Origin of the sequence: Bacillus cereus group sp. MYBK5-2, assembly GCF_051915685.1 — a bacterium.
Taxonomy (GTDB): domain Bacteria; phylum Bacillota; class Bacilli; order Bacillales; family Bacillaceae_G; genus Bacillus_A; species Bacillus_A cereus.
Window position 1 is genome coordinate 86,638 of sequence record NZ_JBQAFE010000003.1, and the last position, 25,969, is coordinate 112,606.

A 25,969-nucleotide genomic window follows, 5' to 3' on the forward strand; every position below is an offset into this window, starting at 1 on the left:
GGTGTAAGTTATGAGTCTTCTCGGTCGTTTAAACGATGATATGAAACAAGCGATGAAGAATAAACAAAAAGAAAAATTAACCGTTATTCGTATGGTTAAGGCTGCTTTACAAAATGAAGGTATTAAACTGCAACATACTCTTACTGAAGAAGAGGAAATAACAGTTTTAGCTCGTGAAGTAAAACAGTATAAGGACTCCCTCCTTGAATTTAAAAAAGCTGGTCGTGAAGACCTTGTTAATAAACTGCAAAGTGAAATTCAGATTTTAAGCGCATATTTGCCAGAGCAATTAACTGAAGAAGAACTAGTTGATGTAATCAAGCAAGTTATTTCTGAAGTTGGTGCGACTTCTAAAGCAGATATGGGTAAGGTGATGACTGCTGTTATGCCGAAAGTAAAAGGTAAAACAGACGGATCACTTGTGAATAAGCTGGTTATCCAGCTATTAGCATAAAAAAACGTCTCATTTCGTATGAGACGTTTTTTTATTGTTCTTATTAAGGAAAAACGCTATATTGCTTAAAAAGCGTTTCTGTAAGTGATAGAAACGCCTCTGGTATGTAAAAAAAGGTAACGGCCTTAGTTATGATTAATCCCACCATAAAAAAAGCTTTTTCGTTTTCTTAATTTCTTCGACTAACTCCTCAATGCTTTCTGTTCCTTGTTCCACTATATCTGGACAAAATTCATACATTTCTTCGTCTGTAGGTAACGCGCTAAAAATGGCATCAACCCAGTCATGATCTGCACCGATTATGATAAAAGGATAGCGATCATTCCATTTTCTTAGTTTAAAAATAACATCTATATTGCTAACTTCGTAATTAACGCCATTTGTTTGTTGGATTGTAAGGATATCAAATTGGTCATTTCCTTGTGTAATTGCAATTCTACACTCACTCTTACTTCCTTGACTAAAACTTCTTTCGCAAATAAAAGCTAAGTATCCAAGTTTCTGAACCTCAGATTGAAGTTTTATAACTTGCTGTTCAGCAGAATCCTCAAAGGTAACGAAAGAGACTCCGGCTATTTTAGATTTTGAATCAGTTGCATAAAAGGGCTGGATGCTGCTGTTAGTAACTTGTTTTATAACATTCAAAATTTCTTGACTAAATCCAATTTCCTTTCGTATTTCCTCGCTTATTAATTCATTTTTTTGTTTTTTAATGAATCCTAATATTTTTTTGAAATTCATATAACAACCACCTATAAAATATTCTTACTTACACCGCAAAATTCAGAGTGGAGCAATTTCCTTTTTCGGATTTTATCTCATTTGTCTAATGAATGACAACTACTTATTCTATGGTCAGTATGTCACGTCCAGAACGAATTGTAACAGGTTTTTTCAAGTTTCCAACTTCTTGCTAGGCTCAATTTCTTAATGTAACTTGTACTGATATCCTGTAGGGGCGCATATTCTTGTATTAATACTTCTATTATTAAAGGTAACATCCTCTGATCCATCATTGTCCTGACAAATATGATTTCATATAGCGACTGTTTTAATTAACATGATATGAACTCTTGCAGAATATAGTTATGTTAGTGAAGTCGTTATAACACGATAGGCACTTGTGAAGAAATACATATATATGGGATGAGAGGGGGTCTTTCGAGATGAAGAAATTAGAACAAATGAAAAATTGGTTGACAAAACAAGTAGACCTACCAGTGGATGTATTAATGGATCTACCTCGGATTACTCTTGTTGGGCAAATACATATTTATATAGAAAATCATCGGGGGTTATTAGTGTTTTCAGATAAAGAAGTGCGATTGCTTTTAAAACACGGTCAATTATTAATTAAAGGACAATCCTTTGTTATTAAAACGATTCTTCCAGAAGAGCTTTTACTCGAGGGGATAATTGAGCAAGTAACATTTTTAGAAAATGAAAAAAAAGGTGATTGAAGTGAAACTTCCATTTGTGAAGTTTTTCTTCTTTATCCTGTAAAAGCTCCGTTGATAGAGACTGATTACAGTTTTACTCTGTTTTATTTTAGTACGAGCTATTTTAATGCTTCAAATAAAAAGTAGTATATCTACTTTTAGAAAGGTAGTGAAGGTGGTAAATGAAAAATAAATGGTTTATAAAGTGGCTTGGATATGTAAAAGTGCGAATTGAAGGTAGAGGAGCGGAACGGTTTGTTAATGAATGTGTACGGAGGAATTTATTAGTTTGGGATGTTAAAAAGATAGCTGATGAAACGTTAGTTTTTTGTATGTTGTTACGCGATGTGAAAAAAATAAAACCAATTTATAGAAAAAATGAATGTAAATTATATTTTATTGGACGTTATGGTTTTCCTTTTTGGAATAAACGTTTAATTAAAAACAGTGGATTTTTAATTGGTTTTTTAATTTTCTTTTTTGGTGTGATTGCAATGTCAAATATGGTTTGGAAAATTGAAATTACAGGAGCTAAACCTGAAACAGAATATATATTGATGAAAGAATTGGATAAAATGGGTATTAAAAAAGGGAAACTACAATTTCAAATGCCGAATGTAGAAGATGTGCAACGCCATTTGACAGATAATATTAATGCCATTACTTGGGCGGGACTAGAAGTAAGGGGAACGACTTATCATTTTAAAATTGTTGAAAAAAACGAACCGAAGAAAGAAAAGGAACAAAGGCCACAAAATTTAGTAGCAAAAAAAGAAGCGATTATTACAAAAACGTTTGTAGAAGTTGGAAAGCCGGTTGTACTGAAAAATGATCATGTAGAAAAAGGACAGATTCTCGTATCGGGAATATATGGTAATGAGGAAAGTCCGACGATTGTTTCAGCGAAAGGTATTGTATATGGCGAAACGTGGTATACATCTAAGGTGGATGTCCCGTTAAAGACGCAATTCCAAGTGTATACTGGTAATGTATACAATGAACATTTTCTTAAATTCGGGGATACGAAAATAAAAATATGGGGATTTCAGCATGATAAGTATAAACGCTCTCGTACTGAAAGTGTAAAGCATGATGTGAAATTATTTGGTTTTACATTGCCGATTGCATATGAAAAAGATGTTGTGAGAGAAGAAGAAGAAGCGAATCGAGAATATACAGAAAAGCAAGCGCTGAAAGTAGCGAAGGAGATGGCCGAAAAAGAACTAAAGAAAAAATTGGATGAACATGCTATGATTGTAAGTGATAAGATTTTGAGTAAAGAGGTTGAGGCGGATCAACTAAAAGTCACATTGCATTATACTGTGGTTGAAAATATTGCAGAGCCACAACCAATATCCGAATCCGATATTCAAGGAGACTGAGTAATGGCAGAACAATTAGTAGAAATGAACCAACAATTGGAAAATGCTAACGAAGCAATCGCTCTTTTTGGAGTTAATGATGCGCATTTAAAAGTAATTGAACGAGAACTGAATGTATCGATCGTAACTAGAGGAGAAACTGTTCATGTATCTGGGGCAGTTGAAACGGTGGCACTCGTAGAAAAAATCTTACAGCAATTACTTGTTGTAATTCGTAAAAGTATATCAATTTCAGAGAGAGATGTTGCGTATGCGATTCAGCTTGCACAACAAGGGAAAATTGCTCAATTTGAAGAGTTATATGAGGAAGAAATTTTCAAGACTGCAAAAGGTAAATCCATTCGTGTAAAAACAATGGGGCAAAGAAGATATATTCATGCGATGAAGAAGAATGATATTGTCTTTGGGATAGGGCCTGCAGGAACTGGAAAAACATATTTAGCTGTAGTAATGGCTGTGAGGGCTTTAAAACAAGGATATGTAAAGAAAATTATTTTAACAAGACCTGCTGTAGAAGCTGGAGAAAATTTAGGTTTTTTACCAGGGGATTTGAAAGAGAAGGTAGATCCATACTTACGCCCGTTATATGATGCTTTACATGATATTCTTGGACAAGAATATACGCAGCGTATGATGGAGCGAGGAGTAATTGAAATAGCTCCGCTTGCTTATATGAGGGGGCGTACGCTTGATGATTCATTTGTTATTTTAGATGAGGCTCAAAATACAACGGGTGCTCAAATAAAAATGTTTTTAACAAGATTAGGTTTTAGTTCTAAAATGGTTATTACAGGGGACCCTTCACAAGTAGACTTGCCAAAAGGGGTAAAATCAGGGCTATCTATAGCTGCTAATATTTTATCTGGTGTATCAGGTCTGTCATTTATTACATTAGAACAAACGGACGTTGTGAGACATCCATTGGTGCAACGTATTATTGAGGCATATGATAAAATGGAATGATCCTATTTGTCAGGATCATTTCTTTTTGTATGATAAGGTTGGCGAACGTCATATTTTTTACTATCATGAAAGATAAGGAAAATAAACTATTGGTACTAGTGTATAAAATATTGCCTCAAAGTATCGTTTGGTAGAAGAAATGAAAGCTATAAATAGTTTCACTTTATTTCTGGAGAGGAGAAGGTATTGAAATCATGTCAAGATCTCAAGAAATTTCTAAGTGGTTTCGTAATTTACAACATTCGAAAAAACTAAGTTGGATTTCTTACGTTGTGTTAGGAGCAGTGCTGTTTTTTGCGCTTATGAATAATGTAAAACCAGAACAATTAGATGTTAATATGTATTCTATTGCGAAAAAGACAATCCATTCTCCTATAAAAATTGAAGATAAAGTTACAACGGATAAAAAGAAAAAAGAAGCCGCTACAAAAGTTGAAGATCAATATACATATAAAAGTGAGTATAAACAAAACAAAGTTGATATTGTGAATGACGTCTTTGCTAAAGTGGATGAAGTGGTGCAAGAGATTAAAGCTGTTGGACCGGATGATCAAAAAAAGATGACTGATGCTGAGAAAGTGGACAAGTTAAAAAAGAAACTACCCGCTGACTTAACGAAAGAGTTATCTGATTCAAACTTACTGAATTTGATTAATGCAGATCCGAGCCAATTAGTATTAGCGAAAGATGCTGCGGTCACAGCGATTAATAGTATCATGACTGAGCATATTAAAATGGACGAATTGAAAGATGCGAAAGAACGATATGTAAGTGAGATGAATAGTGTTAATGTTGATAATGGTTTAAAAGAATCAATTAAGGCGCTAGGAAGATATGCAATTTCAGCTAACTATTTTTATGACCCAATCTTAACGAAAGAGAAGAGAAAAGCAGAGGAAGATTTAGTTCCACCTGTTTATATTCTTCAAGGACAAGTTCTTGTTAGAGAAGGTGAAACAATTTCAAGTGATGTGTATAATCAGTTGAAATTAGTTGGTTTGTTAGAAAAAGGGAACGGTTTTCAACCTTATGTTGGATTAGCGGTACTCATTGGTGTGTTACTATACTTTATGCATAAACAATTTGAATTATTTTTAAAGAGAAAAAGAGAAGATAGACCGTATGTTTTAGCGTATATTACAATTTTGTCTATCACAATCGTCTTAATGAAAATCATTAGTTTGTTTCAAAAACTTGAATACGCAGGGATTGCATATGTTGTCCCAGTTGCGATGGGAACAATACTTGTAAAACTAATGATTGGTGATCGATTTGTCTTTTTAACGAGTATGATTTTTTCTGTATGCGGAAGTATTATGTTTAATGAAGGAGTAACGAGTACATTAAATTATAGTGTAGGGATTTACGTATTGTTAAGTTCGTTATCGGTTAGTATTTTCTTGCGAGAAAAAAATCGTCGTACAATGATTTTACAAGCTGGTATACTCGTTTCTGTATTAAATGTAGTCGTATTGGCGGCGCTCTTATTATTACGTAATGGGAATTTTTCGCCTCTTGAAATTGGTACGCAATTATTAATGGCTTCACTTTCAGGGATTATATCATCCGTTTTGGCTATGGGGATTTTACCATATTTAGAAAGTGGACTTGGAATCGTATCAAGTATGAAGCTTATGGAATTATCAAGCCCAAATCATCCACTTTTACGCAGAATTTTGTTAGAAGCGCCAGGGACATATCATCATAGTGTAATGGTAGCGAATCTTTCTGAGGCTGCTTGTGAAGCAGTCGGGGCAAATGGTGTATTAGCGCGTGTAGGGGCATATTATCATGATGTAGGAAAAACAGTACAACCGCAATTCTTTATTGAAAACCAAATGGGAATTGAAAACCCGCATGATAAATTAGATCCTGTAACAAGTAAAGATATTATAATTGCTCACGTAACGGATGGAGTAAGAATGCTCGAAGAATATCATATTCCACAAGAAATTATTGATATCGCTGGGCAACATCACGGTACAACGTTACTGAAATATTTTTATTATAAAGCTATTAAAGAAGATAAAGAAAAATATACAGAAGAGATGTTCCGTTATCCAGGTTCAAAAGCAACTTCGAAAGAATCGGCAATTGTTGGTATTGCTGATAGTGTAGAAGCTGCGGTACGTTCTATGAATCACCCAACGCCAGAACAAATTAATAATTTGGTGCAAAGTATTATTAAAGATCGACTGCAAGACGGTCAATTTAGTGAATGTGATTTGACGTTTAAGGAACTACAAATCGTTGGAAAAACGTTGTGTGAAACGTTAAATGGTATTTTCCATTCGCGTATTACATATCCGGAACCTCCGGAAGAAAAGGAGAAAGAATGAGTTTGTTAATTGATTTTATTGATGAAACAGAAGAAGTAAAAGAAGAGTATATGAGTTTAATTCGTGAAGTGTTAGAAAAAGCAGCTCAAATGGAAAATATCGAGGCTGGTGCGGAGGTATCGGTGACATTTGTAGATAATGAGCGCATTAGAGAAATTAATCGTGATTACCGAGATAAAGATCAACCTACAGATGTAATATCCTTTGCTATGGAAGAGATGGGAGAAGGAGAAATGGAGATTGTTGGCGCAGAGATGCCGCGCATGTTAGGTGATCTTATTATCTCTATTCCAAGGGCGAAAGAGCAAGCTGAAGAGTACGGACATTCTTTCGATCGTGAACTTGGATTTTTGGCGTTACATGGCTTTTTACATTTACTTGGTTATGATCACATGACAGAAGAAGATGAAAAAGAAATGTTCGGAAGACAAAAAGAAATTTTAGAAGCTTTTGGATTAGGACGATGAAAAAAGGAAAACTTATAGATAGTTTTAGATATGCTATAGCTGGTATATTCTTTTGTTTTCGTCATGAACGAAATATGAAAATCCATTATTTAGCCGCAGTCATTGTTATATGCTGCGGCTTTTATTTCCATATTACGAAAATAGAGTGGATGATATTACTTATTGTAATAGGGAGTGTAATGAGTTTAGAGATGGTAAATACGGCTGTGGAAAAAACGGTAGATTTAGCGACTGCCGATATTCATCCGTTTGCAAAAATTGCAAAGGATGTTGCGGCAGGAGCGGTTTTATTGTTTGCAATTATAGCTGTTATAATTGGTGCTATTATCTTTTTACCGTATATGGTATAGTTGCATTCCGAAGCTTTTATTAAGCTTTGGAAGTGCCGTAAGGGCCTTTAATGAGAGAGTGTATCTCTTCATAGCTGTGAACAGGAAGGATGCGGGAATATGAATAGTAAACAATTAATTCTAGAAGCAATCGAAGCGCGTAAACAAGCGTACGTACCATATTCTAAATTTCAAGTAGGTGCAGCATTATTAACGAGCGATGGAAAAGTGTATCGTGGATGTAATGTTGAGAATGCATCATATGGCTTATGTAATTGTGCTGAAAGAACAGCTTTATTTAAGGCGGTTTCTGAAGGAGATAACGAATTTGTAGCCATTGCGGTTGTAGCAGATACAAAGCGTCCAGTACCTCCTTGTGGAGCATGTCGACAAGTTATGGTAGAATTATGTAAACAGGATACGAAAGTATACTTATCAAACTTACATGGTGACGTTCAAGAGACGACAGTCGGAGAATTGTTACCAGGAGCATTTTTAGCGGAGGATTTACATGAATAGAAAAGGTTATAAATCAGGTTTTGTCTCTATTATTGGCAGACCGAATGTTGGAAAATCTACATTTTTAAACCGTATTATTGGCCAGAAAATTGCTATTATGAGTGATAAGCCACAAACGACTCGTAATAAAATTCAAGGTGTATATACAGAAAATGATGCACAAGTTATTTTCATTGATACACCAGGAATACATAAACCTAAACATAAATTAGGCGACTTCATGGTAAAGATGGCTCAAACGACATTAAAAGAAGTTGATATTGTTCTGTTTATGGTTAATGCAGTTGAAGGATTTGGTCGTGGTGAGGAATTCATCATTGAGAAATTAAAAGAAACGAAACAACCAGTATTTTTAGTCATTAATAAAATTGACCAACTTCATCCAGAGCAATTACTAGAGTTAATTGATCAATATCGTAAACTACATGAATTTGCAGAGATTGTACCAATTTCTGCGTTAGACGGTAATAATGTGGACGCTTTAATTGGAACAATTAAAAAGTATTTACCAGAAGGACCACAATACTATCCAGAGAATCAAGTAACGGATCATCCGGAGAGATTTATTATTGCAGAGCTTATTCGTGAGAAAGTACTACATTTAACACGTGAAGAAGTGCCGCATTCTGTGGCTGTTGTTATCGATGCGATTCAAAAGCGTGAGGGCGGGGCAGTTTATATAAATGCAACGATTGTTGTTGAACGTGCATCACAAAAAGGAATCATCATCGGAAAACAAGGGAAAATGTTAAAAGAAGTTGGTAAGCGAGCTCGTTTTGATATTGAAGCGCTACTTGGTTCTAAAGTATTTTTAGAAGTATGGGTAAAAGTGCAAAAAGATTGGCGTAATAAAATGTCTCAGCTTCGTGACCTAGGTTTCCGCGAGGATGAGTACTAAAATAGAGTAAAGTTGTAATCAGTGGATGGTTGGTTCATCCACTGATTATTGGTTTTTATGAACTTTGATAAATTAGGAAAAATTTTTCTCACATGAAAATGGACAAAATGGGTCAATTTAATAACAACAAAGGAAATTGGTTTATAGGCTACGCTTATTGAGAAAGGTGGATTCTTATGCTAGATTTTACCTGGAAGTTTTTCTCCAAAACAGGAAGCATTGAAACGTACTTGCTTTTGAAAGAAATGGAAAAAGACGTAAACGATGAGATGGATCAACATGAAGAGGAGCTAGCGCATCTAGACTCTCCAATTTCTTGACCCGTTTTGTTCAAACCTTGGATGGTGACGAACATGTTTCAAAAAGTTGAGGGCATCGTTATCCGTACGACAGATTACGGAGAAACGAACAAAATTGTTACAATATTCTCAAGAGAACTTGGTAAGGTAAGTGCAATGGCAAGAGGGGCAAAAAAACCGAAAAGCCGATTAGCATCTGTGTCGCAATTAATGACACATGGCCATTTTCTAATTCAAATGGGATCTGGGCTTGGAACATTGCAACAAGGCGAGATTATTTCAACTATGAAAGAAATTCGCGAGGATATATTTTTAACTGCTTATGCATCATTTATTGTTGAGTTAACTGATAAAGCAACAGAAGATAAAAAACATAATCCGTATTTATTTGAAATGTTATATCAAACGTTGCATTATATGTGTGAGGGTGTTGATCCAGAAGTATTATCATTAATTTATCAAACGAAAATGCTTCCGGTATTAGGGATGCGCCCGTACTTTGATACATGTGCGATTTGTCATCAAGAAACAGACTTTGTCGCCTTCTCCGTAAGGGAAGGCGGTTTTCTGTGCTCACGTCATGCAGAGCAAGACCCATATCGTATACCGGTAGGAGAAGCTGTTCATAAATTATTACGCCTTTTCTTCCATTTCGATTTACATAGGCTCGGAAATGTATCGGTAAAGGATAGCACAAAAAAACAAATGCGTTTAGTATTGAATACATATTATGATGAATATTGCGGAATTTATTTGAAATCAAGACGTTTTTTAGAACAACTTGATAAGTTTCAAATATAATTTTGGGCCGTATACGGTCCTTTTTACATACTTTCTTTTTCGAATAGCATATTTAGTATATAATATTTAAGAGATAGTATAACTTTTTTCGTTGTGCATTAAAGGTGGTGATTATCATAGAGCTGAATAAACGGCAAGAACATATCATTCAGATTGTAAAAGATCACGGTCCTATTACAGGGGAATCAATTGCAGCGCAATTGGGTCTAACACGTGCGACGCTAAGACCAGACTTAGCAATTTTAACGATGGCTGGTTATTTAGAAGCACGTCCACGCGTAGGTTATTTTTATACGGGTAAAACTGGGGGGCAGCTATTATCTGAAGCTGTTAAGAAAATTAAAGTACAAGATTATCAATCTAGACCGGTTGTAATTGATAAAAATGTTTCCGTATACGATGCAATTTGTACGATGTTTTTAGAGGACGTTGGTACATTGTTCGTTGTAGATCAGATGACTCTATTAGTTGGTGTTGTGTCTCGTAAAGATTTATTAAGAGCGAGCTTAGGAAAGCAGGATTTAACCTCTCTTCCGGTTAATATTATCATGACAAGGATGCCAAACATTGCGATGTGTCGTAGAGAGGATTCTTTATATGATATTGCGATGGAATTAATAGAAAGACAGATTGATGCAATGCCAGTTGTAAAAGATACGAAACAAGGTTTAGAAGTGATTGGGCGAATTACAAAAACAAATATTACACGTGCGTTTGTAAATTTAGTAAATAACGAATAAGTGTAATTTGTTTAAAGTGAGGTAATGTAATGGATAATAAAATCGTATATGTCGTATCTGACTCTGTAGGAGAAACGGCTGATTTGGTTGTTCGAGCAGCAATGGGGCAATTCCCGTTTGCTCCTGATATTAGACGTGTACCGTATGTAGAAGATACAGGGACATTAAAAGAAGTGATTTCGATTGCTAAGAGTAATCAAGCACTTATATGTTTTACGTTAGTTAAGCCTGATATGCGCCAGTATTTAGTAACAGAGGCTGCAAAAGAAGGGGTAGAGGCATACGATATTATCGGCCCTCTTATTGATCAAATTGAAGAAATTACGGGGCAAGTGCCGAGATATGAGCCAGGTGTTGTCCGTAGGTTAGATGAAGAATACTTTAAAAAGATTGAAGCGATTGAGTTTGCTGTGAAGTATGATGACGGCAGAGATGCACGAGGTATTTTAAAAGCAGATATCGTGTTGATTGGTGTTTCGCGTACATCAAAAACACCACTTTCCCAATATTTAGCTCATAACAAACGCTTGAAAGTTGCGAATGTACCACTCGTGCCAGAAGTTGACCCACCTGAAGAACTATATCAAGTGGCAAAAGAAAAATGTTTCGGTTTGAAAATTACGCCAGATAAGTTAAATCATATTCGAAAAGAACGATTAAAATCACTTGGATTAAGTGATGGAGCAACATATGCAAATATTAATCGTATTCAAGAAGAAATTGATCACTTTGAGGAAGTAATTAGTAGAATAAATTGCCAAGTAATCGATGTATCGAATAAAGCGATTGAAGAAACAGCAAATATTATTGTGAATGCAGTGCAAAACCAAAAAATGTTTTAGCACATTTACCAAAGGTGAATGTGCTTTTTTCGCTCGTGTGAAATATGGTGCCTATGGACTTTGTAATAGATTGTAGTGTAATGGTTATACTTATACTCCTTTGTCTTTTAGTATATTCAAGGTGTGAGTTTGTCATCCTGAAATGTAAGATGAAAAAATAAAGGGATATGTAGCGTAGTTGAAGAAAATATATTATAATAAAAAATTGTGATAAAAACCTATATTTTACGTTTAGACTTTAATTTTTCAGAATAAACTAGGGATAGGATTTACGAAAAAGACATGTAATTACGTTAAATCGACAAAATCTATACAAGAAAACGCACATTATGGAAGGATTCACAGAAGGGATGTAGAATACAGAAATATGCAAAACATCAACAACATATTAGTTGGTGTAGATGTATATCCCGTGAAGGCTAAAATTGTGCAAGTTGGAGCGGAATTTCATGTCGGAATTTTGTTTGTCGCATCATATGCTCATCCTTTAAGGAAATAGCAAGGCAATTGGATCTTTGTAGATACTGAACAAAATGTAGTTGATTGTTATATGGATCAACATAAAAAAGTTACAAATCTCAAGATCAAACAGTATATGTGGCTTGCTACTCTTCTTGTAAAAAGGTGTATATGTATTGTTTCTAAGAGATACATTTGTAACAGATGAGCAAATGTATACAATTTTATATAGCAAGTATGTATATGCGATTTATACAGATAAGGGACCTATAGGAAAGGTTCAAAATCGTTTATACAATGTAATCGGCAACACTTTCTAACAAGTTTAGAAAAATATTGTCGAATTATAAAGGAATTTTTTAATTTATATCGAATACAAAATACGACACGGAGATGGAGTTATGGGGAACAGAATTCCCGAAGAAGTTGTTGAACAGATTCGGACATCATCCGATATTGTAGAAGTCATTGGTGAATACGTTCAACTTAGAAAACAGGGGCGTAACTATTTCGGTCTTTGTCCATTTCATGGTGAGAATTCTCCTTCATTCTCTGTTTCATCTGATAAGCAAATTTTTCATTGCTTCGGATGTGGAGAAGGTGGAAATGTATTTTCCTTTTTAATGAAAATGGAAGGACTGGCTTTTACCGAGGCTGTTCAAAAGCTAGGCGAAAGAAATGGAATTGCGGTTGCAGAGTATACATCAGGGCAAGGACAACAAGAAGACATATCTGATGACACTGTCATCATGCAACAAGCTCATGAATTATTGAAAAAGTATTATCATCATTTATTAGTAAATACGGAAGAGGGAAATGAAGCACTTTCATATTTATTAAACCGTGGTATTACGAAAGAGATGATTGAGAAGTTTGAAATTGGTTATGCATCACCTGCTTGGGATGCAGCGACGAAAATTTTACAAAAAAGAGGTTTATCGCTGTCTACTATGGAACAAGCTGGCCTTCTAATAAGAAGTGAGAAGGATGGTAGTCATTATGATCGCTTCCGTGGAAGAGTTATGTTCCCGATCTATACGTTACAAGGTAAGGTGATAGCGTTTAGTGGAAGGGCGTTAGGAGATGACACTCCGAAATATTTAAATAGTCCTGAAACACCGATTTTTCACAAAAGTAAATTGTTGTATAACTTCCACCAAGCAAGACCATTTATTAGAAAGCGTGGGCAAGTGGTTCTTTTCGAAGGATATGCCGATGTGCTAGCTGCGGTAAAAAGTGGTGTGGAAGAAGCTGTTGCGACAATGGGAACAGCTTTAACTGAAGAACAAGCAAAACTTCTGCGACGTAACGTTGAAACTGTTGTTCTTTGCTATGATGGTGATAAAGCAGGGCGAGAAGCGACGATGAAAGCAGGGCAATTATTGCTAAAAGTTGGTTGCCAAGTGAAAGTCACATCCTTGCCAGATAAGCTTGATCCTGATGAATATGTGCAACAATATGGGACTACTGCTTTTGAAAATCTTGTGAAATCAAGTGTGAGTTTTGTTGGTTTTAAAATAAATTATTTGCGTTTAGGGAAAAATTTGCAAGATGAGTCTGGCAAAGAAGAATATGTGAAAAGTGTTTTAAAAGAGTTATCGTTGTTACAAGATGCGATGCAGGCAGAGTCATATTTGAAGTCATTATCGCAAGAATTTTCGTATTCAATGGAAACACTTTTGAATCAATTGCACCAATATCGCAAAGAACAAAAGGTACAGCAAAAACAAATAAAGCAGGTTGCTAAACCGTCTCAAGTCGTTCAAACAAAACCGAAGTTAACAGGTTTTGAAAGAGCGGAAAGAGAAATTATTTACCATATGTTGCAAAGTGCAGAAGTAGCTGTTCGTATGGAATCCCATATAGAAGATTTTCATACAGAAGAACATAAAGGGATTTTATATGAACTATACGCATATTATGAAAAGGGAAATGAACCTTCAGTCGGAACATTTTTAAGTTGGCTCTCTGATGAAAAGTTGAAAAATATTATCACTGATATTTCGACGGATGAATTTATTAATCCAGAATACACAGAAGAAGTGTTACAAGGCCATTTGGAGACGCTTAGACGGCATCAGGAAAAACTTGAAAAGATGGAGATCATCTTTAAAGTGAAACAAATGGAAAAAACAGATCCTGTAGAGGCTGCTAAATATTATGTAGCATATTTACAAAATCAAAAAGCGAGAAAATAGCTTTTTTGATAAAGTTTTAGTATAATGAATGTTTGTATCTCGCGTAAGGAGGGGAACAGATGGCTGACAAACCAGCTCGTTCTAAACAAATTGAAACTGAAATGACCCTTGAGCAAGTGAAAGAACAACTCACTGAGCTCGGAAAAAAACGTGGCGTTCTTACATATGAAGAGATTGCAGAACGCATGAATGGATTTGAAATTGAATCCGATCAAATGGATGAATACTATGAATATTTAGGTGAACAAGGCATTGACTTAGTTGGTGATAATGACAACGAAGAAGGCCCTAATAATCGCCAAATTTCAAAAACAGAAGAAGAGTTTGACCTCAATGATTTAAGTGTACCACCAGGGGTTAAAATCAACGATCCTGTTCGTATGTATTTAAAAGAAATTGGTCGTGTAGACTTACTATCTGCAGAAGAAGAAATTCGACTTGCAACGCGTATTGAAGAAGGCGATGAAGAAGCGAAACGTCGTCTTGCAGAAGCAAACTTACGTCTTGTAGTAAGTATTGCAAAGCGCTATGTAGGCCGTGGTATGCTTTTCTTAGACTTAATTCAAGAAGGTAATATGGGTCTAATTAAAGCTGTTGAAAAGTTCGATTATCGTAAAGGTTTCAAATTTAGTACGTATGCAACTTGGTGGATTCGCCAAGCTATTACACGTGCCATTGCAGACCAAGCGCGAACAATTCGTATTCCAGTTCATATGGTTGAAACGATTAACAAGTTAATTCGTGTACAACGCCAATTATTACAAGATTTAGGTCGTGAACCGTCTCCTGAAGAGATTGGTGAAGAAATGGATCTTGCTCCAGAAAAAGTACGTGAAATCTTAAAAATTGCACAGGAGCCAGTTTCTCTTGAAACACCAATTGGTGAAGAAGATGACTCCCATTTAGGTGACTTTATTGAAGACCAAGAAGCAACATCGCCTGCGGACCATGCAGCCTATGAATTGCTAAAAGAACAATTAGAAGATGTGTTAGATACGCTAACAGATCGTGAAGAAAATGTTCTACGTCTTCGTTTCGGTTTAGATGATGGACGAACTCGTACGCTTGAAGAAGTTGGGAAAGTATTCGGCGTAACGAGAGAGCGTATCCGTCAAATTGAAGCAAAAGCACTTCGCAAATTAAGACATCCAAGCCGTAGTAAGCGTCTTAAGGATTTCTTAGAATAGGTTATTTTTTAAGTTTACTTCACCATTGTGAAGTAAACTTTTTTATTTTGTTAATTTTTGTTAAAATTTAGCTATCGGCAACGATTACAATTTCTTGTAATTTATTTTACAGAATTGTCTTTTGATTTGCAAATGCTCATTTTTCGATTTTTCGATTAATTTTGTTTATTCTATACAAAAATATATGTAGAAAAGCGAAAAATATGATGAGAAACGTTAATAATTATCGAAATAATAAGCGATATGACAATAAAAAACAATAAACTGAATTTATGGAATATTTTTAACGAGTGGTAGTTTACTCTTTTCTGATAGAGCGTTTTCAAGTACAATGGAAATGACTGAATCATCTAACTATTTAGGGATATAGAAGGGGGAGAAGAGATATGAAACGTAATCCGCTGATTCCGTTCGCTCTTATTGCAGCATTGGGTATTATCGTTATGTTTGTATTTTCATTTCAGGGGCTAAATAAATCTAAAGAGTTAGCTGATGCAAAAAATGGCGGGAAGCCAGCACAAACGGCATCAAAACCAGAAGATATTGTGAAGCAAAGTTGTACGAGCTGCCATGGTGATCAGTTACAAGGGGCAGTTGGACCTAACTTGCAAAAAATTGGTGGGAAACTTTCAAAGGATGAAATTAAAGAAATTCTTTCGAAAGGAAAAGGCAATATGCCTGCCAATATAGTTCCAGCTGATCAAGCCGCTAAAGTAGCTGATTGGTTATCGAAGAAAAAATAAAGTTCCGTATGACAAGCCTTTTGCTTATGCAAAGGGCTTGTTTTTCTATATTTTCTAAAATACGATGAATGATAGAGCAGTGAATTGTTGTTATGGGCTTGCAACAACTACTATAAATTCATTATCATGGAGACAGACTGACAAGAGAAGGAGTAATGGAAATACATGAATGAAGTAAAGCTTTCAAAACGATTAGAAGAAGTTGTACGTGAAATACCAGTAGGATCTACAGTGGCTGATATTGGATCGGATCATGCGTATTTACCGTGTTATACAATTATAAATAATATTGCTACAAAAGCAGTTGCAGGAGAGGTCGTAGATGGACCATTTCGCTCTGCGCAAGCAACTGTAGCTGAAAGTGGTTTACAAGATAAAGTAGATGTGCGTAAAGGGAATGGATTAGCTGTTATCGCACCAGGAGAAGTAGATGTAATTACGGTTGCCGGAATGGGCGGAGCGTTAATTCGTGACATTTTAGAAAGTGGTAAAGAAAAATTAGAAGGTGTAACACGTTTAATTTTACAGCCTAATATTGCAGCGCATCATATTCGTGAATGGTTTATTGAGAATGGTTGGGAGCTTATCCATGAAAAAATCGTAAAAGAAGATGGGAAAATTTACGAAATTTTAGTAGGGGAGCGAGGAAATGTTGCAGCGCCTTACTCTGAAAATAAACAAGCTGAATTGTTTATGGGACCATTTTTAATAACAGAAAAAAGTGAAGCCTTCGTTGAAAAATGGGAAGGAGAATTAAAAAACTTCCAAAATATTTTAAAACAGTTAGAACGTGCAGCTGATTCTGAAGAAACAAAAGCGAAGCGTGGGGAAGTAGAAGCGAAAATGAAAATGATAGGGGAGGTTTTATCATGAGTAAAATTCCAAATGGCCATGAAATTATTTCTTTATTTGAAAGTATGTATCCGAAGCATTTGGCGATGGAAGGAGATAAGATTGGCCTGCAGATTGGAGCGCTTAATAAACCCGTGCGGCACGTATTGATTGCGTTAGATGTAACGGAAGAAGTTGTGGATGAAGCAATTCAATTAGGGGCAAATGTCATTATTGCTCATCATCCTTTAATTTTTAACCCGTTAAAAGCGATTCATACAGATAAGGCGTATGGGAAAATTATTGAAAAGTGTATTAAAAATGATATTGCAATCTATGCAGCGCATACAAATGTGGATGTTGCTAAGGGCGGGGTAAATGATTTACTTGCTGAGGCGTTAGGATTGCAAAATACAGAAGTTTTGGCACCGACATATGCAGAAGAAATGAAAAAAGTTGTTGTGTTTGTGCCAGTCACTCATGCAGAAGAAGTAAGGAATGCATTAGGAGACGCAGGTGCTGGTCATATCGGCAATTATAGCCACTGTACGTTTAGTAGCGAGGGTACAGGCGCATTTGTACCTCAAGAGGGGACAAATCCTTATATCGGGGAAACTGGACAGTTAGAACGTGTAGAAGAAGTGCGAATCGAAACGATTATTCCAGCTTCATTACAGCGGAAAGTGATTAAAGCAATGGTAACGGCGCACCCTTATGAAGAAGTAGCATACGATGTGTATCCGCTTGATAATAAAGGTGAAACGTTAGGCCTAGGAAAAATAGGATATTTACAAGAAGAAATGACGCTTGGTCAATTTGCAGAACATGTGAAACAATCATTAGACGTGAAGGGCGCAAGAGTTGTCGGTAAGTTAGACGATAAAGTGCGTAAAGTAGCTGTACTTGGTGGAGATGGTAATAAATATATAAACCAAGCGAAATTTAAAGGAGCAGATGTATATGTAACTGGTGACATGTACTATCATGTTGCTCATGATGCGATGATGCTCGGTTTAAATATAGTTGACCCAGGACATAATGTTGAAAAAGTAATGAAACAAGGTGTACAAAAGCAATTACAAGAAAAAGTGGATGCAAAGAAACTCAATGTACACATTCATGCTTCGCAGTTACATACAGATCCATTTATATTTGTATAAGAAAAATAAAAACCGTTGCTCATGCAAGCAACGGTTTTTATTATTGTTCTTTTTTCACTTTCACGCGAGGTAATATTTTTTGTAACGGTACTTTTCGAACTCTTTCCCATGTAGCGGGATTCATTGGGTTATATTGCTCTAAGAAAGCGATAACTTCTTTCGTAATTGGCGTTGGAGTAGAAGCACCTGCTGTAACAGCTACGTTTTCTACACCTTGTAGCCACTCTAATTGAATTTCGCTTACATCAGCAACTCGATATGCTTTTGTACCCGCGATTTCTTGTGATACTTGTGCTAAGCGATTTGAATTGTTACTTTTCGGATCACCAACAACAATTGTTAAGTCTGCAACATCAGCTTGTTTAGCGACAGCTTCTTGGCGAACTTGAGTTGCTAAACAAATTTCTTTATGGAATTCTGCTGTTGGGAATTTTTTTTGAATGTCCTCCATTAAATGTTGAACATCCCATTGACTCATCGTTGTTTGATTTGTTACTAAAATTTTATCTGTTGGGATTTCTAATGTTTTTAAATCATCGGCTCTTTCGATAAGGTGAACGATGTCAGGTGCAATACCAACTGCGCCTTCTGGCTCTGGATGATTTTTTTTACCGATATAAATGACATGATACCCTTCCGCTTTCTTAGCTTCGATAAGGTCATGCGTCTTGGTAACATCTGGGCAAGTAGCATCGATTGTTGTTAAACCTTTTTCTTTTGCGCGTTGTTTAACTTCTGGAGAAACACCGTGTGCAGTGAAAATAACAGTACCAGAATCAATTTTATCTAAAATTTCTAAGCGACTTGGACCGTCTAATGTGATGATTCCATCTTCTTCAAAAGCGTCTGTAACATGTTTATTGTGAACAATCATACCTAAAATATAAATGGGTCTCGGCAATGATTTATCTAATGCGGCGTTACGTGCAATTACCATTGCATCGACAACACCGTAGCAATAACCACGAGGGGAAATTTTAACAATTTTCATATGAGTAATCCTCTCCTTCTAAACAAGGGATACTTTTGTGCATAGTCTTTTACATTATAAAGGAGGAGTGGATAGAAAACAAAGGATTGTTACACATATAGTTTTGGTTTTGTTGCTGTTTGTTGAACTGGTTCTTTCGGTAACTCTTTTTCTATTACAGGTTCAATCACTATTTTCTTTCGTTTTCGTTTCTTTTTTTGAGGTGCAGGAGGCGGACTTTCTACCTCAACTGGCTCTGTTACATTTTCCGTTTGATTTTCTTCCGTGCTTTTTCCAGAGGTGAGGATTTTAACAATGCTTGGTAGACTACGCATAATAGGACCATACTGTTCGACGACAGGACCTACAGATTGAACGACTTGGGATACTTTTTCGATGTTATTTATCATATTAGTTGGATTCGAAATTAAGTTCGAAAAAAAACTGCCGATGCCACTGCTTGCTGTTGCCGCAGTTGTAGTTGAGCCGCCGCGCGTTTCATTTGATTCATACATTTGAGGCGGTATCATTTGCTCAGGATGTTGCTGCATGTATGGTTGATATTGTGGATGTTGCTGCGGATATTGTTGCTGGTATTGCTGCGGATATTGCTGATGATATTGCGGCGGTGGTGGTTGCTGATGCATCATTGGTTGCCCTTCCATTTGTCGGTAAGGTGGAACCATTTGCATAAATGGCTCGGTTGGATCGTGTTTTTTAAAAAGCTTAGCAAGAAAACCTTTCTTTTTTTGTGCCATTGGTGGTAGTTGTGGAATTGGATATGGTGTATAAGGTTGCTGCCCTGGATTCGGATACATTTGCCTTGTAGGGGATTTCGGAAACATGTGAGAAATCCTCCTTTCTTCAGTTAGGTATATACACATACAATATGCAATAAAAGGGAAGAAGGTTAGTTTTTGAAGTGAAAACCTAAACTAAAGATGGATTTTACTTGTAGATTTCGATATAATGTAGACTTGACTGATTTGTGCGCGCAGTAGAAATTTTAGAAAGAAGGTGTAACTTATGACACAACAAACTTTTACACAGTATGATTTTAAACCATTTTTAATAGATGCAGTTCGTGAACTACGCTTTACAGAGCCGACAGGAATTCAGCAGAAAATTTTCCCAGTCGTGAAAAAAGGTGTAAGTGTAATTGGACAATCCCAAACAGGTTCTGGGAAAACACATGCATACTTACTTCCTACATTAAACAGAATTAATGCAAGTCGTGAAGAAGTACAACTTGTTATTACAGCGCCTACTCGTGAGTTAGCACAACAAATTTACGAAGAAATCGTGAAATTAACAAAGTTTTGTGCGGAAGACCAAATGATTACAGCACGTTGTTTAATTGGTGGAACTGATAAACAACGTTCAATTGAGAAATTGAAAAAACAACCTCATATCGTAGTTGGGACACCAGGACGTATTAAAGACTTAGTTGAAGAACAAGCGTTATTTGTTCATAAAGCAAATACGATTATTGTCGATGAAGCAGACTTAATGCTTGATATGGGATTCATTCATGATGTAGACAAAATTGCAGCACGCATGCCTAAAAACTTGCAAATGTTAGTTTTCTCTGCAACAATTCCTCAAAAACTAAAACCGTTTCTGAAGAAATATATGGAGAATCCAGAGCATATTCATATCAATCCAAAACAAGTTGCAGCTGGAAACATTGAACACTATTTAGTGCCTTCTAAACATCGTAATAAAATTGATTTAGTGCATAAAATGCTACTTCAATTTAAACCGTATTTAGCAGTTGTTTTCACGAATACGAAAAAGATGGCAGACCAAGTTGCTGATGGATTAATGGAACGTGGCTTAAAAGTTGGACGAATTCACGGGGATTTATCACCACGTGATCGTAAAAAAATGATGAAACAAATTCGTGACCTTGAATTCCAATATATTGTTGCGACTGATTTAGCAGCACGTGGTATTGATATTGAAGGGATTAGCCATGTTATTAACTATGAGCTACCATCAGATTTAGATTTCTTCGTTCACCGCGTTGGAAGAACAGCACGTGCAGGGCATTCTGGTATTGCAGTGACGATTTATGATCCAGCAAACGAAGAAGCGTTAGATAGCTTAGAAAAACAACGTCATATCGAGTTTAAACATGTAGATTTACGTGGAGATGAGTGGGCAGATTTAGGTGAGCGTCGTCGTCGTAAGAGCCGTAAAAAACCAAATGACGAACTTGATGTTATGGCAACGAAAGTTATTAAAAAACCGAAAAAAGTAAAACCAAACTATAAACGTAAACTTGCAACAGAACGTGACAAAGTGAAGAGAAAATATAGCAATAAAAAAAGATAAGGGGTTTCCCTTATCTTTTTTTAATCCCGCTAATTTAAATGAAGAGTATAGTCTGTCTAAATAGTCATATGAATTTGTGTAGTGCGTCTTTTGTGAACAAACAATTCACTACATATTTCTACAAATTATGCTATCATTATATCTATTGTATATTGAAGAGGTGATTGTATGTTAAAGATTGGATCTCATGTTTCCATGAGTGGTAAGAAAATGTTATTAGCAGCAAGTGAAGAGGCTGTTTCATACGGTGCAACAACGTTTATGATTTATACAGGTGCACCGCAAAATACACGAAGAAAACCAATTGAAGAATTGAACATAGAAGCAGGAAGAAAACATATGGAGCTGAACGGAATTGAGGAAATTATCGTCCATGCGCCGTATATTATTAATGTTGGGAATACGACGAAGCCAGAAACATTCCAATTAGGCGTAGACTTTCTTCGCATGGAAATTGAAAGAACATCGGCATTAGGTGTAGCGAAACAAATTGTTCTTCACCCAGGAGCGCACGTTGGTGCTGGAGCAGATGCTGGTATTCAACAAATTATTAAAGGGCTTAATGAAGTATTAACGCCAGAACAGACGGTTAACATTGCGTTAGAGACGATGGCAGGAAAAGGAACAGAATGCGGTCGTAGCTTTGAAGAAATTGCAAAAATTATTGATGGTGTAAAATATAATGAAAAGCTATCTGTATGCTTTGATACGTGTCATACGCACGATGCAGGATATGATATTGTAAATGACTTTGACGGCGTATTAAACGAATTTGATAAAATCGTTGGTATAGATCGTTTACAAGTACTTCATATTAATGATAGTAAAAATGTACGCGGAGCAGGAAAAGACCGTCATGAAAACATTGGATTTGGTCACATTGGGTATAAAGCATTGCATCACATTGTACATCATCCACAGTTAATGCATGTACCAAAAATTCTTGAAACACCGTATGTAGGGGAAGATAAAAAAGATAAGAAGCCACCATACAAATTGGAAATCGAAATGCTGAAAAACGGCACTTTTGATGAAGGGCTTCTTGAAAAAATTAAAGCGCAATAAGGAGGGGGAAATCCCCTCCTTATTTTAGTAGTTGCTGAAATAATGTATTTACTTGTTGGGCAGTGGCAGGGGAAGTTACTTTTGCGATTTGTTTTAAAAGCTCTAGTCGCTCGTTGTTATCGTAAATATTAATATTTTTACCCTTCATAAGTAAAACGATTTGATCAGCTTGTGCGGCTGTAATGGGAACTTCATATTCTTTGCTATATTTTAATAGCTCTTTTGTAGAAATATGATTTAATTTTTTATTAACAATTTGTTTAATGAGGTTCATCTTATTATCCTCCTTCACGCGTTCTTCTATCGAAATATATGAGCATATAGCTTGTACATATTCGTGTGGAGTTTCTTTTTCATGAGGAAAAGAAGCGTATGTTATAATATAAGGACAAAACTACAGAAAAAGAGTAAAGGGAGGACTTATGGAGCAAAAGCAACATCGAAAAGAAAGTGTTATTCATCTCATTTATCGTTTAGTTATGATTATTTTTGGAGCAGCATGCGCGGCGGTAGCAATTGAACTATTTTTAATGCCAAATAAAATTATTGATGGTGGAATTATTGGTATTTCTCTTATATTAGATTATCTTACTCCTAACATTTGGTGGTTAAGTTTTTCTACTTTAGTCGTTGTTCTCAATATCCCATTTATGTATTCCGGTTATAAGCAAATTGGAAAAACATTTATGTTATCTTCGACATTTGGTATTGTAGCGTTAGCTTTCATTGAGTCAACGTTACATGCGGTACCGCCATTTACAACAGAACCTATTTTAGCGACAGTGTTTGGTGGTCTTATTTTAGGTCTTGGTGTAGGACTTGTAATTCGTCATGGTGGATCGCTAGATGGAACTGAAATTATGGGGATTTTATTAACGAAGAAATTACCATTCTCTGTTGGTGAATTCGTAATGTTTGTGAACTTATTTATTTTTGCATGGGCAGCATTTGTGTTTGGTGTGGAACAAGCGATGTATTCTGTTATGACGTACTATATCGCATTTAAAACGATCGATACAGTAATTCAAGGGCTAGATGAAACGAAGGCGGTTTTAATTGTATCTGATCAATATGAGGAAGTATCAAACGCGATTTTGCATCGTCTTGGCCGTGGAACTACAAAGCTTGTAGCGAAAGGTGGTTACACGGATAAAGAAAAAGAAGTTATTTATGCAGTTGTAACGCGTCTAGAAGTGACGAAGTTAAAATCAATTGTGCATGAAATTGATGAAAATGCATTTGTTACGATTATGAGCACGCAAGAGACAAATGGTGGTAAGTTTAAATCGGCTATTCACTAAAAAGTTTATAGGAATATTTTTCGGAAGCAGAGAATTTTTCTCTGCTTTTTGTTATAATAGTAAGGTTTCTTGAAAAAATAGATATATTTTAGGCAGATTGGTTTACAACTATAATAAGCTGTACTATAATTCAAATAGATATAAATCGGAATCATTCTGAATTAAAATAGGTGAGATGCTATGAATAATATATTAGAAATTGAAGGTTTAACATTCCGATATGAAGATCGGAATGTGTTAGAAAATATTAATTTGCAAGTTCCGAAGGGAGCTTTTTTAGGTTTAGTGGGACCGAATGGTTCAGGTAAATCAACTTTACTTAAGTGTTTATTAGGTGTTTTAAAGCCAAAAGAAGGAAGCATTCGCGTGTTTGGCGTTGATAGTAAGAAGTTTAAGGAATGGAACAAAGTTGGTTATGTATCCCAAAAGGCAAATAGTTTCAATTCTGGTTTTCCAGCAACTGTTTCTGAAGTTGTGTCAATGGGACTTGTTTCGAAAAAAGGGCTTTTTCGCTTTTTCACAAAAGAGGATAAGAAAAAGGTAGAAAAAGCAATTGCTGATGTAGGGATGAGTGAGTTTAAAGATCGTAACATTGGAGAGCTTTCTGGTGGACAGCAACAGCGTGTATTTATTGCTCGTGCGCTCGTTAGTGATCCTGAATTGCTTATTTTGGACGAGCCTACTGTTGGAATTGATGTAAAAAATGTGGAAAGTTTTTACGAAATATTAGAGGATTTAAACAAAAGGCTCGGGATCACATTAATTCTTGTTACTCATGATATGGGAGCTGTTACCGAAAAAGTAACACATGTTGCATGCCTAAACCAACATCTACATTTCCATGGAAATGTAGAGAAGTTCCGAGAGTTAGAAGATGCAGAAATGTCCGTCTTATATGGACATCATGTTCATCGTTTAGAACACGAACATGAGCATCACGGGAGGATATAATGATACAAGATTTTTTACAATATGACTTTTTACGTAATTCTTTATACGCAGGTATTTTAATTGGACTTGTTGCACCACTAATTGGTGTGTTTGTTGTTATTCGTCGTTTATCTCTTATTGCGGATGCATTAAGTCACGTGACGTTATCGGGTATTGCAGCAAGTTTATTACTTGAAAAAACCATTTTTACAGGGGGATTTTTAAACCCCTTATATATGGGGATGATTTTCTCGATTGGTGGAGCGCTACTAATCGAAAAGTTACGAACTGTATATAAGCACTATCAAGAATTAGCAATTCCAATTATCCTTTCGGCAGGGATGGGGGTTGGAGTTATTTTCATTTCACTTGCAAATGGATTTAACACAGACTTATTTAGTTATTTATTTGGTAGTGTCAGTGCTGTAACAAGTACGGATTTAATTATTATTGGGATTGTAGCAATTGTTGTTGTTGCGACAATTATTTTATTATATAAAGAGCTGTTTCTATTATCATTTGATGAGGAATACGCAGTATCAACTGGTTTAAGAGCGAAATGGATTCACTTTATTTTCATTATATTAGTTGCTCTTGTCATTGCAGTATCAATGCGTGTAGTGGGGGTTCTTCTTGTATCATCATTAATGACGTTACCAGTTGCAGCAAGTATTCGTATTGCTAAAGGATTTAAACAAACAATTTTCTTTTCCATTTTATTTGGTGAAATTGCAGTAATTGGTGGAATGTTTGCTTCGTATCAACTTGATCTAGCGCCAGGTGGTACAATTGTTATGATAGCAGTTCTTATTTTAATCGGTGCGATTTTATGGAAGAAGAAAAAAACTGCATAAAGTAGGGATAGGTATGAATCTAACAGAAGCTTTACGCCTAATGAAAGAAAAAGGATATAAACATACTGGAAAAAGAGAAGAGATGCTCAGATTATTTGCAGCACATAATCGTTATTTAACTGCGAAAGACGTTTTAGAGCATATGAAGGACGATTATCCAGGGCTTAGTTTTGATACGATTTATCGTAACTTAACAGTTTTTGCTGAGATTGGTGTTTTAGAACAAACGGAATTAAATGGTGAAAAACATTTTCGTTTTACTTGTTCTATTATGGAACATCATCATCATTTTATTTGTTTGGATTGTGGGGGAACGAAAGAGATTACTTCCTGCCCAATGGATTTTATGAATAAAGATTTTACCGGTTATGAAGTAACGGGTCATAAGTTTGAAATATATGGTCGTTGTCCAAAGTGTGCAAAGTAAAAGCTCGTCGGTTATATAACTGACGAGCTTTTTTA

At 35.7% G+C, this 25,969-nt stretch carries 30 protein-coding genes; 26 read left to right on the top strand and 4 right to left on the bottom strand.

Going from position 1 to position 25,969, the window contains the following annotated elements; genetic code table 11:
* The first annotated feature begins 10 nt into the window (after positions 1-10).
* A complete protein-coding gene (locus ACTFP3_RS12710; RefSeq protein ID WP_000054562.1) occupies positions 11-454 on the top strand; it encodes a GatB/YqeY domain-containing protein in 444 nt (147 codons plus the stop codon).
* Positions 455-589: 135 nt separating this feature from the next.
* On the opposite strand, the gene ACTFP3_RS12715 is transcribed toward ACTFP3_RS12710, so the two are convergent.
* Entirely contained in the window at positions 590-1,195 is a 606-nt protein-coding gene (locus tag ACTFP3_RS12715; RefSeq protein ID WP_326035932.1) for a DUF4253 domain-containing protein, read from the bottom strand.
* Between the two features lie 425 nt (positions 1,196-1,620).
* Here ACTFP3_RS12715 and yqfC point away from each other — a divergent pair, with 425 nt between their 5' ends.
* The 19 genes from yqfC (at position 1,621) to ACTFP3_RS12810 (ending at position 18,050) form a co-directional block, all read left to right on the top strand.
* On the top strand, positions 1,621-1,914 hold the full coding sequence (gene yqfC, locus ACTFP3_RS12720) for a sporulation protein YqfC (RefSeq protein WP_000732269.1): 294 nt from the start codon (positions 1,621-1,623) through the stop codon (positions 1,912-1,914).
* A gap of 161 nt (positions 1,915-2,075) precedes the next feature.
* On the top strand, positions 2,076-3,275 hold the full coding sequence (gene yqfD / locus ACTFP3_RS12725; protein ID WP_000792498.1) for a sporulation protein YqfD: 1,200 nt from the start codon (positions 2,076-2,078) through the stop codon (positions 3,273-3,275).
* 3 nt (positions 3,276-3,278) lie between these two features.
* Entirely contained in the window at positions 3,279-4,238 is a 960-nt protein-coding gene (locus ACTFP3_RS12730) for a PhoH family protein (RefSeq protein WP_000840501.1), read from the top strand.
* Positions 4,239-4,432: 194 nt separating this feature from the next.
* A complete protein-coding gene (locus tag ACTFP3_RS12735; protein WP_000091509.1) occupies positions 4,433-6,577 on the top strand; it encodes an HD family phosphohydrolase in 2,145 nt (714 codons plus the stop codon).
* Positions 6,574-7,044, top strand: coding sequence for an rRNA maturation RNase YbeY (ybeY, locus tag ACTFP3_RS12740; protein WP_136363636.1), 471 nt, complete (start codon positions 6,574-6,576; stop codon positions 7,042-7,044). The genes ACTFP3_RS12735 and ybeY overlap by 4 nt, the downstream gene beginning before the upstream one ends.
* Positions 7,041-7,394, top strand: a complete 354-nt coding sequence (locus ACTFP3_RS12745; RefSeq protein ID WP_016123384.1) for a diacylglycerol kinase family protein — start codon at positions 7,041-7,043, stop codon at positions 7,392-7,394. Before ybeY ends, ACTFP3_RS12745 begins: the two co-directional genes overlap by 4 nt.
* Positions 7,395-7,493: 99 nt before the next feature.
* Entirely contained in the window at positions 7,494-7,892 is a 399-nt protein-coding gene (locus ACTFP3_RS12750) for a cytidine deaminase (protein ID WP_016123383.1), read from the top strand.
* Positions 7,885-8,790 (top strand): GTPase Era, encoded by a 906-nt coding sequence (gene era / locus ACTFP3_RS12755; protein WP_001080230.1) that lies wholly within the window; start codon positions 7,885-7,887, stop codon positions 8,788-8,790. Before ACTFP3_RS12750 ends, era begins: the two co-directional genes overlap by 8 nt.
* A gap of 176 nt (positions 8,791-8,966) precedes the next feature.
* Positions 8,967-9,110: a YqzL family protein gene (locus tag ACTFP3_RS12760; protein ID WP_000883924.1), complete on the top strand. Its 144-nt coding sequence runs from the start codon at positions 8,967-8,969 to the stop codon at positions 9,108-9,110.
* Positions 9,111-9,143: 33 nt separating this feature from the next.
* Positions 9,144-9,890: a DNA repair protein RecO gene (recO, locus tag ACTFP3_RS12765; protein WP_000487009.1), complete on the top strand. Its 747-nt coding sequence runs from the start codon at positions 9,144-9,146 to the stop codon at positions 9,888-9,890.
* A gap of 107 nt (positions 9,891-9,997) precedes the next feature.
* Complete coding sequence (locus tag ACTFP3_RS12770) at positions 9,998-10,630, top strand: helix-turn-helix transcriptional regulator (RefSeq protein ID WP_000583756.1); 633 nt, start codon at positions 9,998-10,000, stop codon at positions 10,628-10,630.
* A gap of 29 nt (positions 10,631-10,659) precedes the next feature.
* Positions 10,660-11,472 carry a pyruvate, water dikinase regulatory protein gene (locus tag ACTFP3_RS12775; RefSeq protein WP_000368945.1) on the top strand — a complete coding sequence of 271 codons (813 nt, stop codon included), beginning with the start codon at positions 10,660-10,662 and terminating at the stop codon, positions 11,470-11,472.
* A 367-nt stretch (positions 11,473-11,839) separates the two neighbouring features.
* On the top strand, positions 11,840-11,971 hold the full coding sequence (locus ACTFP3_RS12780) for a hypothetical protein (RefSeq protein ID WP_002195798.1): 132 nt from the start codon (positions 11,840-11,842) through the stop codon (positions 11,969-11,971).
* 136 nt (positions 11,972-12,107) lie between these two features.
* Positions 12,108-12,251: a hypothetical protein gene (locus ACTFP3_RS12785; RefSeq protein ID WP_000479734.1), complete on the top strand. Its 144-nt coding sequence runs from the start codon at positions 12,108-12,110 to the stop codon at positions 12,249-12,251.
* 81 nt (positions 12,252-12,332) lie between these two features.
* Positions 12,333-14,129 carry a DNA primase gene (gene dnaG / locus ACTFP3_RS12790; RefSeq protein WP_000528223.1) on the top strand — a complete coding sequence of 599 codons (1,797 nt, stop codon included), beginning with the start codon at positions 12,333-12,335 and terminating at the stop codon, positions 14,127-14,129.
* A gap of 59 nt (positions 14,130-14,188) precedes the next feature.
* Positions 14,189-15,316 (top strand): RNA polymerase sigma factor RpoD, encoded by a 1,128-nt coding sequence (gene rpoD / locus ACTFP3_RS12795; RefSeq protein ID WP_000764065.1) that lies wholly within the window; start codon positions 14,189-14,191, stop codon positions 15,314-15,316.
* 386 nt (positions 15,317-15,702) lie between these two features.
* Positions 15,703-16,059, top strand: a complete 357-nt coding sequence (cccA, locus tag ACTFP3_RS12800; RefSeq protein WP_000828141.1) for a cytochrome c550 — start codon at positions 15,703-15,705, stop codon at positions 16,057-16,059.
* 165 nt (positions 16,060-16,224) lie between these two features.
* Positions 16,225-16,932: a tRNA (adenine(22)-N(1))-methyltransferase gene (locus ACTFP3_RS12805; RefSeq protein WP_001006542.1), complete on the top strand. Its 708-nt coding sequence runs from the start codon at positions 16,225-16,227 to the stop codon at positions 16,930-16,932.
* Complete coding sequence (locus ACTFP3_RS12810) at positions 16,929-18,050, top strand: Nif3-like dinuclear metal center hexameric protein (protein ID WP_000036242.1); 1,122 nt, start codon at positions 16,929-16,931, stop codon at positions 18,048-18,050. Before ACTFP3_RS12805 ends, ACTFP3_RS12810 begins: the two co-directional genes overlap by 4 nt.
* A gap of 40 nt (positions 18,051-18,090) precedes the next feature.
* Here ACTFP3_RS12810 and ACTFP3_RS12815 read toward each other — a convergent pair whose 3' ends face one another.
* Both ACTFP3_RS12815 and vrrA read right to left on the bottom strand, forming a co-directional pair.
* Positions 18,091-19,041 carry a 4-hydroxy-3-methylbut-2-enyl diphosphate reductase gene (locus ACTFP3_RS12815; protein ID WP_000706662.1) on the bottom strand — a complete coding sequence of 317 codons (951 nt, stop codon included), beginning with the start codon at positions 19,039-19,041 and terminating at the stop codon, positions 18,091-18,093.
* Between the two features lie 89 nt (positions 19,042-19,130).
* Positions 19,131-19,865 (bottom strand): VrrA/YqfQ family protein, encoded by a 735-nt coding sequence (vrrA, locus tag ACTFP3_RS12820; protein WP_000484166.1) that lies wholly within the window; start codon positions 19,863-19,865, stop codon positions 19,131-19,133.
* Between the two features lie 181 nt (positions 19,866-20,046).
* Between vrrA and ACTFP3_RS12825 the strand changes: the two genes are divergently transcribed.
* Together ACTFP3_RS12825 and ACTFP3_RS12830 are read left to right on the top strand one after the other, a co-directional pair.
* Positions 20,047-21,357: a DEAD/DEAH box helicase gene (locus tag ACTFP3_RS12825; RefSeq protein ID WP_000194017.1), complete on the top strand. Its 1,311-nt coding sequence runs from the start codon at positions 20,047-20,049 to the stop codon at positions 21,355-21,357.
* A gap of 168 nt (positions 21,358-21,525) precedes the next feature.
* Positions 21,526-22,422: a deoxyribonuclease IV gene (locus ACTFP3_RS12830; RefSeq protein ID WP_000912460.1), complete on the top strand. Its 897-nt coding sequence runs from the start codon at positions 21,526-21,528 to the stop codon at positions 22,420-22,422.
* A 19-nt stretch (positions 22,423-22,441) separates the two neighbouring features.
* On the opposite strand, the gene ACTFP3_RS12835 is transcribed toward ACTFP3_RS12830, so the two are convergent.
* Entirely contained in the window at positions 22,442-22,696 is a 255-nt protein-coding gene (locus ACTFP3_RS12835) for a DUF2624 domain-containing protein (protein WP_001048954.1), read from the bottom strand.
* Between the two features lie 148 nt (positions 22,697-22,844).
* Between ACTFP3_RS12835 and ACTFP3_RS12840 the strand changes: the two genes are divergently transcribed.
* The 4 genes from ACTFP3_RS12840 (at position 22,845) to ACTFP3_RS12855 (ending at position 25,934) form a co-directional block, all read left to right on the top strand.
* Positions 22,845-23,723 carry a YitT family protein gene (locus tag ACTFP3_RS12840; RefSeq protein WP_000435963.1) on the top strand — a complete coding sequence of 293 codons (879 nt, stop codon included), beginning with the start codon at positions 22,845-22,847 and terminating at the stop codon, positions 23,721-23,723.
* 180 nt (positions 23,724-23,903) lie between these two features.
* Positions 23,904-24,674: a metal ABC transporter ATP-binding protein gene (locus tag ACTFP3_RS12845; protein ID WP_440010672.1), complete on the top strand. Its 771-nt coding sequence runs from the start codon at positions 23,904-23,906 to the stop codon at positions 24,672-24,674.
* Positions 24,674-25,507, top strand: a complete 834-nt coding sequence (locus ACTFP3_RS12850) for a metal ABC transporter permease (RefSeq protein ID WP_000613815.1) — start codon at positions 24,674-24,676, stop codon at positions 25,505-25,507. The genes ACTFP3_RS12845 and ACTFP3_RS12850 overlap by 1 nt, the downstream gene beginning before the upstream one ends.
* A 13-nt stretch (positions 25,508-25,520) precedes the next feature.
* The gene (locus ACTFP3_RS12855; protein ID WP_001054516.1) at positions 25,521-25,934 is read left to right on the top strand and encodes a Fur family transcriptional regulator; all 414 of its coding nucleotides are present in this window, start codon (positions 25,521-25,523) and stop codon (positions 25,932-25,934) included.
* Positions 25,935-25,969 lie beyond the last annotated feature (35 nt).